At 62.8% G+C, this 9,267-nt stretch carries 9 protein-coding genes and 1 pseudogene; 9 read left to right on the forward strand and 1 reads right to left on the reverse strand.

Annotated elements, in window-relative coordinates; all coding sequences use genetic code 11:
- The first annotated feature begins 649 nt into the window (after positions 1 to 649).
- From MOV75_RS16835 to MOV75_RS16860, 6 genes are all read left to right on the forward strand, one after another.
- Positions 650 to 1,990 (forward strand): ABC transporter substrate-binding protein, encoded by a 1,341-nt coding sequence (locus MOV75_RS16835; protein ID WP_246921566.1) that lies wholly within the window; start codon positions 650 to 652, stop codon positions 1,988 to 1,990.
- A 141-nt stretch (positions 1,991 to 2,131) separates the two neighbouring features.
- Positions 2,132 to 3,070, forward strand: a complete 939-nt coding sequence (locus MOV75_RS16840) for a carbohydrate ABC transporter permease (protein ID WP_246921562.1) — start codon at positions 2,132 to 2,134, stop codon at positions 3,068 to 3,070.
- Positions 3,070 to 3,981 carry a carbohydrate ABC transporter permease gene (locus MOV75_RS16845; RefSeq protein WP_246921559.1) on the forward strand — a complete coding sequence of 304 codons (912 nt, stop codon included), beginning with the start codon at positions 3,070 to 3,072 and terminating at the stop codon, positions 3,979 to 3,981. Before MOV75_RS16840 ends, MOV75_RS16845 begins: the two co-directional genes overlap by 1 nt.
- A gap of 6 nt (positions 3,982 to 3,987) precedes the next feature.
- On the forward strand, positions 3,988 to 5,088 hold the full coding sequence (locus tag MOV75_RS16850) for an ABC transporter ATP-binding protein (RefSeq protein WP_247006226.1): 1,101 nt from the start codon (positions 3,988 to 3,990) through the stop codon (positions 5,086 to 5,088).
- A 34-nt stretch (positions 5,089 to 5,122) separates the two neighbouring features.
- Entirely contained in the window at positions 5,123 to 6,112 is a 990-nt protein-coding gene (locus tag MOV75_RS16855) for a hydroxyacid dehydrogenase (protein ID WP_247006228.1), read from the forward strand.
- Positions 6,113 to 6,283: 171 nt separating this feature from the next.
- Positions 6,284 to 6,811, forward strand: coding sequence for a hypothetical protein (locus MOV75_RS16860; RefSeq protein WP_246921550.1), 528 nt, complete (start codon positions 6,284 to 6,286; stop codon positions 6,809 to 6,811).
- Between the two features lie 100 nt (positions 6,812 to 6,911).
- On the opposite strand, the gene MOV75_RS16865 is transcribed toward MOV75_RS16860, so the two are convergent.
- The gene (locus tag MOV75_RS16865; protein WP_247006229.1) at positions 6,912 to 7,415 is read right to left on the reverse strand and encodes a DUF1993 family protein; all 504 of its coding nucleotides are present in this window, start codon (positions 7,413 to 7,415) and stop codon (positions 6,912 to 6,914) included.
- Between the two features lie 114 nt (positions 7,416 to 7,529).
- Here MOV75_RS16865 and MOV75_RS16870 point away from each other — a divergent pair, with 114 nt between their 5' ends.
- The 3 genes and pseudogenes from MOV75_RS16870 to MOV75_RS16880 form a co-directional block, all read left to right on the forward strand.
- Complete coding sequence (locus MOV75_RS16870; RefSeq protein ID WP_246932270.1) at positions 7,530 to 8,321, forward strand: transporter substrate-binding domain-containing protein; 792 nt, start codon at positions 7,530 to 7,532, stop codon at positions 8,319 to 8,321.
- 13 nt (positions 8,322 to 8,334) lie between these two features.
- Positions 8,335 to 8,823 (forward strand): hypothetical protein, encoded by a 489-nt coding sequence (locus tag MOV75_RS16875; RefSeq protein WP_246932269.1) that lies wholly within the window; start codon positions 8,335 to 8,337, stop codon positions 8,821 to 8,823.
- A gap of 194 nt (positions 8,824 to 9,017) precedes the next feature.
- A pseudogene (locus MOV75_RS16880) lies at positions 9,018 to 9,267 on the forward strand (hypothetical protein); the annotation flags it as partial.

A 9,267-nucleotide genomic window follows, 5' to 3' on the forward strand; every position in this document is an offset into this window, starting at 1 on the left:
ACCGACCGGACCTGCCGCCTTGTTCCCGGCCGCCGCACCTTCCTGAACGCCTTTGACCAGCCCTTGAGCATTGGCCGCCGCGGCGTTGCCGAGCAGCAGCGCGAGCACAGCCCCCAGCGCAAACCATCGCCGCATGTGAAGCCGCGCTGACGGCGCCGGGTTGATCATTCTCGTCTCCATCGTCGATCTGACTGGCCTGTCGGGCGAGAGCCCTCGCCAATTGCAACTCTATCGTTTCCTCCGCGCCAAGGTCCAGACGCGGCCGATTGCTGTCCACGCCCGAAAAGTCTTTCGCGCGAAGCGGTTATGCAGGCTCATTCGAAACTGCGGCGTAATTGCGCACGGATCGTGCGAGGGCTCGCTCGCACGAAGTGTGCATCGCAAAATGAACATTTGCGTTGACGCGCGACGCATGGTCCCGACGTGCATCAAGACGGACAGGGCACACCCTTAGTTCTAGACGAGGAGCCGTTCGGCTTTCTCGACAGAGGCGATCAATCATGATCTGATCGCGCTACCAATTTGCTGCGGCCTGCGTGAATTGTTCACGTCAACCGACGGCACCAATAAGAAAATCCGACAACAAGAACTCAACAAGAAAGTCTCTCAGAGGAAACTCCAACAACAAACACCCAGGCGAGGAAACGAGATGTCACGCAAGACACTGACGCGACGTCAATTTGTGGCTGCCACTGCAATGTCCTCTGCGGCGCTGATCACGGCGCCCTATGTCCGCGGCGCTTACGCCGCTGGCAAGCTCTCGATCGGCTTCTGGGACCATTGGGTACCGGGCGCCAACAAGGCCTCGACCGATCTCGTCAACGAATGGGCCGCCAAGGAGAAGGTCGAAGTCTCCATCGACTACATCACCAGTAACAACAAGAAGATCGAGCTGACCGCCGCGGCCGAAGCCCAGGCCAAGTCCGGTCACGACATTCTTCAGATGCCGAGCTGGTGGCCGCAGGCCTACTCCGAGAATCTCGAGCCGCTCAATGACGTCATGGAGCCGCTTCTCAAGCAGAATGGCGAGGTGAACGGCACCGTCAAATATCTCGGGCAGTCGGGCGGCAAATGGCTCGCAGTGCCCGCGACACCCGGCAGCCAGATCAAGGGCCCCTGCTCCCGCATTGATCTCATGAAAAAGCATGCCGGCATCGACGTGCAGGAAATGTATCCGGCAGGCGGCGCGCCCAAGGTCGAAAACTGGACCATGGAAACCTTCCTGAAGGCAGCCGAGGCTTGCCACAAGGCCGGCGTTCCGTTCGGCATCGGTCTCGGCGAAACCACCGACAGCGTCGACACCGCCGGCGCGATCTTCCAATCGTTCGGCGCCGAGCTCGTCAACGCCAAGGGCGATATCACGGTGAAGACCGATCAAGTTCGCCAGGCCATGGAGTTCTACAAGAAGCTGATCGCGTTTCTGCCGTCGGACGCGCCGTCCTGGGACGACGCCTCGAACAACAAATGGCTGATCTCCGGCCGCGGCGCGATGATCCTCAATCCGCCGAGCGCCTGGGCCGTTGCCAAGCGCGATGCGCCGCAGGTTGCCGAGCAATGCTGGACGCACGGCTTCCCGTCCGGGCCGAAGGGACGGTTTGCGCCGTACCTGCCTTACTTCTGGGGCGTCTGGAGCTTCGGCAAGAACAAGGAGGCGGCCAAGAGCCTGCTGGTTCACATGTCATCGCCCTCGTCGATCGAGAAGTTCGTCGCGGTGAGCGGCGGCTATGACCTGCCGGCCTATGCGAACATGAACAAATTCAAGACCTGGGAGGAGGAAGGTCCGCCGAAGGGAACGCTCTATCACTACCCGGACCCGCACAGGCATCAGACCCTGTCGATCGCGGCGTCACCGGCGCCGCCCAAGATCGCACAGCAGATCTACTTCCAGGCGACGCTGACCAAGATGGCGCTGCGTTTCGCGCGCGGCGAGACGATGGATCAGGCGCTCGCCTGGGCCGAGGGCGAGTGCGAAGGCTTCATGCGGAGCTAGGCCGGGGTGTGACAGGGGCGGTTCGCGCCACGTTGCGTGAGCCGCCCGTATCCGGTCCTCCAATCCGCGTGACCGCGAAGCCGAGCCTTTGCCGGCTTCGCGGTTGGAGAGTTGAAAGAAAGCTGACTTAAGGAAGCTGACATGGCCGATGTCGTCGTCGAGCAAGCTCGCGTCGTCCGTGCAAGGGGCGCGCGAAAGGGATCGAGCCTGCGCAACGCTCTCGGGCGAAAATCGACGGTTGCGTTTTTCCTGACGCTGCCGCTGATCCTCCTGATCCTGCTGCTCGTGCTCTATCCCGCTCTCTACTCGGTCCACCTCGCGACGCTGAACAAGGCGATGACCAAGTTCGTCGGCCTCAGCAACTTCACCTTCCTGTTCAAGCGCGAGACGTTCTGGATGGTGGTGCGGCAGTCTTGCATCTTCGCGGTCACCGCCGTGATCTTCAAGGCGCTGATCGGCTTCATCGTCGCGCATTTCGTCCACAACATCCCGGGCAAGAAACAACGCAAATGGCGCGGCATGCTGCTGGTACCCTGGGTGATCCCGCCGGCCATGAGCACGCTGGCCTGGCTGTGGCTGTTCGACCCCTCCTACAGCGCCTTCAACTACACGCTGTCCTTCTTCGGTGTCGGGCCGATCCCCTGGCTCGGCGACACCTTCTGGGCGCGTTTCTCCGTCATCCTCGTCAACGTCTGGTACGGCGCGCCGTTCTTCCTGATCATGTATCTGGCCGCGCTGAAATCCGTGCCCGACCAGCTGTACGAGGCCGCAGAGATCGACGGCGCCAATTGGTGGCAGAAGATCTGGCACATCACCTTGCCGATGATGCGCAACATCATCGCGATCACCACCTTGTTCTCGCTGATCGTCACCTTCGCCAATTTCGACATCGTGCGCATCCTGACATCGGGCGGCCCGCTGGATACGACGCATCTGTTCGCCACCTGGGCGTTCCAGGTCGGCATCCAGAGCAGCGACATCCCGCTCGGCGCCTGCGTCTCTCTGTTCATGGTGCCGATCCTGGCGGTCGCGGCGATCTTCATCCTGCGCGATGTCAACAAACGCGGAAACGAAGCCTGATGAGCACGCTCGCAGTCGACAAAGCCGGACCGTCCCGCAAGATCAAATACGGCAGCATGAGCCGCGACCGCGTCTGGGCGCTGCGCTGGTCCTATTTCTTCCTGGTGCTGTTCGCCATCTTCTTCCTGACGCCGCCGGTCTACATGCTGATCACCTCGCTCAAGAGCAGCGCGGAGATCTCGGCGGCGACCAACCCCTGGTGGGTGTTTCATCCGACGCTAGCGAACTATGTCGAGCTGTTGAGCTCGAACCAGTTTCTGCGCTTCTTCTGGAATTCGTCGATCATTTCGATCATCGTGGTGATCGTGACCATGATGATCAGCATCCCCGCGGCCTTCGCGCTGGCCCGGATGAAGTTCTGGGGCTCGGCGACGCTGGCCACCGGCGTCTTCCTCACCTACCTGATCCCGGACAGCCTTCTGTTCATCCCCCTGTTCAAGGTGCTCGGGGGCGTCCAGGAGCTGACCGGCATCACGCTGCTCAACAGATGGTACGTGCTGGTGTTCATCTATCCGACGCTGACCGTGCCATTCTGTACCTGGATCATGATCGGCTATTTCGCCTCGATCCCAAAGGAGCTGGATGAGGCTGCCCTCATCGATGGCGCCTCCTGGCTGCAGACGCTGACGCGGATCTTCATTCCCGTGGCGCTGCCCGGGCTGATCGCCGCCACCATCTTCGCCTTCACGGTGTCCTGGGCACAGTTCCTCTATCCCCTGGTGTTCACGACGTCGGTGGACCAGCTGGTGCTGCCGGTCGGCATCACCACCACGCTGATCAAGGGCGACGTGTTCAACTGGGGACAGATCATGACCGGCGCGCTGCTCGGCGCTGCGCCGCCGCTGGTCATCTACGCCTTCCTGATGGACTACTACATTGCCGGCCTGACCGCCGGCGCGACAAAGGGTTGATGTCTGATGGCTGACGTTGCTTTGCGGAAAGTAGTTAAGCGTTACGACGATGTCGAAGCCGTGCGCGGCATCGATCTCGACATCGCCGACCATGAGTTCATCGTGCTGGTCGGCCCCTCCGGCTGCGGCAAGTCGACGACGCTGCGCATGATCGCAGGGCTTGAGGACATCAGCGATGGCGACATCATGATCGACGGCGACGTCGTCAACGACGTGCCACCGAAAGACCGCGACATCGCGATGGTGTTCCAGAACTACGCGCTCTACCCGCACATGACGGTCGCCGAGAACATGTCATTCGGATTGCGCCTGAAGCACTATCCCAAGGCAGAGATCAAGGCGCGGGTGACGGAGGCCGCCCGCCTCCTCGACATCACCGACCTGATCGACCGCAAGCCGAAGCAGCTCTCCGGCGGCCAGCGCCAGCGCGTCGCGATGGGCCGCGCCATCGTGCGCAATCCAAAGGTCTTCCTGTTCGACGAGCCGCTGTCCAATCTCGACGCGAAACTCCGCGTGCAGATGCGGATCGAGATCAAGAAGGTCCACCAGAAGGTGCGCACCACCACCGTCTACGTCACCCACGACCAGGTCGAGGCGATGACGCTGGCCGACCGCGTCGTGGTGATGAACAAAGGGCGCATCGAGCAGATCGGCACGCCGAACGAGCTCTATCACAAGCCGGCAACGCGCTTCGTCGCGGGCTTCATCGGCTCGCCCGCGATGAATTTCCTGCCGTGCCGGCTCGAGGACGTCGGCGGCACGCTTCAGATCCGCCTCACCGACCGCATCGCCTTTGCGCTGCCGCCGGCCCGTGCCGCACGCTACAATGCGCTGCCGCGCACCGACAAGCTGCTGCTCGGCCTCCGGCCCGAGCATCTCACCGAGTCGCACTCGCATCTGGAGCCGGGCGTCGAGAGCTTCGACACCGTGCTCGACGTCACCGAGCCGATGGGAATGGAGACGCTGGTCTATTTCGGGCTTGACGGCACGCCGGTGTGCGGCCGCGTCAATCCCAACGCCGGCGCCAAGGACGGGGCACCCATGCGTTTGGCGATGGACCTCAATAATATGCACCTGCTAAACGAGGCGACCGGCGTCGTGTTGTGACGCCGGCCCAAGAAACTCGCGCAGGCAGGGGACGATGGCGACCAACAAGAAGAAGATTTTCGTTACGCAAACTTTGTCGCAAGGGGCACGCGCCCTCCTCACCCAGCGGGACGATATCGAGCTCGTCGAGTTTCCGAACCTGATCTCGGCTGGGGATTTCGAGGCCCTGCTGAAGAGCCATGCGCCGGTCCACGGCGTGGCACTCGGCGCCACCGCTTTCGGCGAGACCGAGCTCGAGGCGTCCCGCGGCATGCAGGTGGTGACCCGCATCGGCGTCGGCTATGACGCCGTCGACGTGCCCGCCCTCTCACGCCGCAAGGTGCCGCTGATGGTTGCGGGCAGCGCGAACTCTCCTTCGGTCGCGGAAGCGGCGCTGTTCATGATGCTGACGCTCGCCAAGCGTGCGCAGGAGCTGCACGCCTGCGTCAAGGACGGCAAATGGGCGGACCGGCTCGGCATGCTGCCGTTCGATCTCTACGGCAAGACCGTACTGGTCATCGGCTTCGGTCGCATCGGCAGCCGTACCGCCAAGCGGTGCCTCGCGATGGAAATGAACGTGCAGGTCTACGATCCGTACAAGCCTGCCTCTGAGATCAAGGCTGCCGGCTGCGAACCTGTCACTGACTTCGATGCCGCACTGCCTCACGCCGATTTCGTCACCATCCACTGCCCGAAGACGCCGGAGACGATCGGCTTGTTTGACGCGGCGCGGATCCGCCGGATGAAGCCGAATTCCTATCTCATCAACACGGCACGCGGCGGCATCGTGAAGGAAGCCGCGCTTTACGACGCCCTGGTCTCCGGCAAGCTCGCCGGCGCCGGGATCGACGTGTTCGAGGTGGAGCCGCCGCCGGTCAGCAATGCACTGTTCGCCCTGCCCAACGTCATCATCGCCCCGCACGTTGCCGGCGTGACGGTCGAGGCGGTCCAGCGCATGAGCGAGCAGACCGCGCGCAACATCCTGAGTGTACTGGACGGCGATCCTATCAGGCAGAATGTCATCAATCAGGATGTGCTGGGCTGAACGAACCCAGGGTCGGGCGGGCAATCCCGCCCGCCTTCGGAAGGCCAGAATGCGTCCCATTTTGGTGCAGATCGAGCCCCAACTCAGCCTTAATCAAGCGCGCGTAATGGAGCCGGAAGCGCGGCGGCAGTGGGACAGACTGGCCGGCGCGTCGAGCTGGAGGATGGACCCTTGTCAGAGATCGACCCGACCGACCACGCGCTGGCGACCATCGCCAGCATCCTGGAGCACCCCGAGCCCGTTCTCGTCATTCGCAAGACCGAGACCGAGATCGTGGTCGCCGGAGAGCGCGAGCACATCGACTCCGACGAACAGCAGGTCGTCGACGCGTATTCGGTCGTCGACGAGCATCCGTCAGTCGACGAGCATCCGTCAATCGAAGAGCATCCAGTGGTCGAAGAGCAGCCGCTGGTGCCGGAGCACACCGATGCCGACGGCTACAGCAAGGTCGGCCCCGGCCCGATGGTCGCGATCCGGCTCAAATGGACAGTCCATCGCGGCGATGATGACCAGTTCTACGTTCACGAGACCATCGGCGAGCAATCCGTCCCCGTGGTCAGCGGCCCCATGACGAGCGAGGCCGCGGTGCATTTCGTCGACACGCAGGAGGACGAGGCGCACCGGCGCTTCGAAGAGCTGCGCAGCGAGATCGCCGGCCGCAGCTCGCTCGCCGATTACGAGCGCAAGGGCGAAGCCTAAAGCGCGATCATCGCGCACTAGGTTTTTGTTTGAGCATGATCTCGCCGGAAAACCGCTTCGCACTTTGCGCTAACGCGGTCCTTCGGGTCCGGATCATGCTCTAGCGCTCGCGCGGGCCGAGAAAGTCCCGCTTCACCAGCTCGACGCCGGCGTGCCGCAACAGGTCGTAGGCCGTCGTGACGTGAAAGAAGAACTGCGGGACGCTGAAGGTCAGCAGCAGCGTCCGCCCGGTGAAGGGCAGCTCGGTGCCGTTCTTCAGCTTGAAGAAGACATTCCGTTCCGCCGCCGCGTCGATCTCCGCGCGCGGCAGGCTTTCGATGAACTCGATCGCGGTCGCGATGCGCGCCTGAAGCCCCGCCATGTCGTGCTCCAGCACCGGCAACGCCACCGGCTCGCACTGGGCCAGCAATGCCGGCGCGACGGTGGCGTGGCGGCAGGCCTCGCCGATCTGCTGCGCCAGGTCGTACATGTTCGGCGCCATTCGCATGCCGAGCAGGACCGTCGGGTTGAACTTGCGGGCCTCGGCATAGGCGACGCCCTTGTCGAGCAGTGTGGACAGATTTCGCAAGTAGGGCACGAAGAGGCCGACCGAGGCCTCGTACATTGAGATCGTCACCTCTGAATTCCTTCCAATTGCGCCTCGCCAGCGACGGGCATCTGGGCTAAATCCACACCTCAAGAGTTGCACAATGGCAGTTCGGGCATGGGTGGAAAAGAGATGATCGTTCGAAGGGCTGTTCGAATCCTGGCGGCTGTGGCCGTCGCGTTGCTGGCAAACCTTTCGGCCCATGCGCAGCAGGCGCCCTCGCGCCTCGACGAGATCGTCAAGCGCGGCACTCTGCGCGTCGGCATGACCGGCGACTACAAGCCCTTCACCTACCTGGACAAGACCACGCAGCAGTTCAGCGGCTTCGACGTCGACATGGCGGAAGCGCTCGGCAAGGCGCTGGGGGTCAAGGTCGAGTTCGTCCCCACGGCCTGGCCGAAGCTGATGAAGGATTTCGAGGCCGACCAGTTCGACATCGCCATGGGCGGCGTCTCGGTCACGCTCGACCGGCAGAAGAAGGGATTCTTCTCGACACCGATCATGCGCGAGGGCAAGACCCCGATCACGCGCTGCGCCGACGTCGGTAAATACCAGACGCTTCCGGACATCGACAAGAAGGGCACCCGCGTGATCGTCAATCCCGGCGGCACCAACGAGCGTTTCGCACGCGCCAATGTCAAGGACGCCGAGATCACCGTCTTCCCCGACAACACCGTGATCTTCGACGAGATCGCCAAGGGCAACGCCGATCTGATGATGACGGACGCCTCCGAGACGCGCTACCAGCAGAAGCAGCACGCCGGCGTGCTCTGCGCGGTGCATCCCGAAAAACCATTCGACTTCTCCGAGAAGGCCTATTGGCTCCAGCGCGACGTGGCGCTGAAGGCCTTCGTCGACCAATGGCTGCACATTTCCATGGAAGACGGCAGCTACAAGAAGATCTACGCCGCCTGGTTCGACTGACATGCGAAGGAAATTGGCGGTCGTAATTGTGCTCGGGATCAGCGGGTTCCACGGTGCGCTCGCACAGTCGAAGTTCACACCCGCGACCGGGCCGGCATGCAAGGACGAGTCGACAGACGAGCTCGGTCTGTGGACCTGCCCGGGTCCGGCCGGTTACGTGGTGCGCTTTGCCGACGAAGGCAACATCGTATCGGTCACGATTGCGCCTCGGGGCGGAATCGAGAAGGTGTCCGGGCCGACCGCGCAATGGCGCGGCGCCGGCAAGTCGTTTGGCGGAAAGGTGCAATGGATCATGCGTGCCGGCGCACCAAGGGCCGCTGTGATCCGCACCTGGCGACGGGTCGACGTCGATGAGAAGGAGCTCCAGGAGCTCTCCGTGTTCGGGATCAGCGGCGCAAATGCCTGCCTCGTTGGTTCGGTCGATGTTCATGCCGATAAGGCGAACGACGCAGCGCTTGCCCGCGCCCAACAGGCGGCCAATGCGGGTTGTCCGCGGAAGTAGACGGGGCGCACTGGATTTTCGCTGATCAGGCGCCGACCGGCGCCGCCCCGCCCAACTCCAGGCAGAGTTCGGCGTTATTGAACCAAGGTCAGCACGAGCACGACTCATACCGAGAACAGTGATCTAGATCACTTTTGAAGATCGAACCGGGGCGTAAGCGTCTGGTCCGGGGACTATCTGCTCAGGAGATGGAAATGAGGAAGCTGTTGGCCGCGGCCGCATTCCTTTTGGCGAGTACAGCTGCTCAAGCACAATACACTTTCGAATATGGCGGGCGCACCATCCGGATCGATCCGGACCGCGGCACGGTGCAGATCCCGGGCGTGTACGACAACACCGGCCAGGGGAGCCTCGCTGTCCTTCCTCGGCCTCGGCATTCCCGAGCCTTATCCGTCATGGGGCCGCATGCTCTCGGAGTCCGCCGCCGAATATGTGCGCACCGCG

This window comes from Bradyrhizobium sp. PRIMUS42 (genome assembly GCF_023006515.1).
GTDB lineage: Bacteria > Pseudomonadota > Alphaproteobacteria > Rhizobiales > Xanthobacteraceae > Bradyrhizobium.

Excerpts from the sequence above, each read along its gene's own strand:
- MOV75_RS16850 (WP_247006226.1), top strand. The coding sequence starts at position 3,988 with ATGGCTGACGTTGCTTTGCGGAAAGTAGTTAAGCGTTACGACGATGTC.
- MOV75_RS16865 (WP_247006229.1), bottom strand. The coding sequence starts at position 7,415 with ATGTACGAGGCCTCGGTCGGCCTCTTCGTGCCCTACTTGCGAAATCTG.
- MOV75_RS16845 (WP_246921559.1), top strand. The coding sequence starts at position 3,070 with ATGAGCACGCTCGCAGTCGACAAAGCCGGACCGTCCCGCAAGATCAAA.
- MOV75_RS16840 (WP_246921562.1), top strand. The coding sequence starts at position 2,132 with ATGGCCGATGTCGTCGTCGAGCAAGCTCGCGTCGTCCGTGCAAGGGGC.
- MOV75_RS16870 (WP_246932270.1), top strand. The coding sequence starts at position 7,530 with ATGATCGTTCGAAGGGCTGTTCGAATCCTGGCGGCTGTGGCCGTCGCG.
- MOV75_RS16855 (WP_247006228.1), top strand. The coding sequence starts at position 5,123 with ATGGCGACCAACAAGAAGAAGATTTTCGTTACGCAAACTTTGTCGCAA.
- MOV75_RS16835 (WP_246921566.1), top strand. The coding sequence starts at position 650 with ATGTCACGCAAGACACTGACGCGACGTCAATTTGTGGCTGCCACTGCA.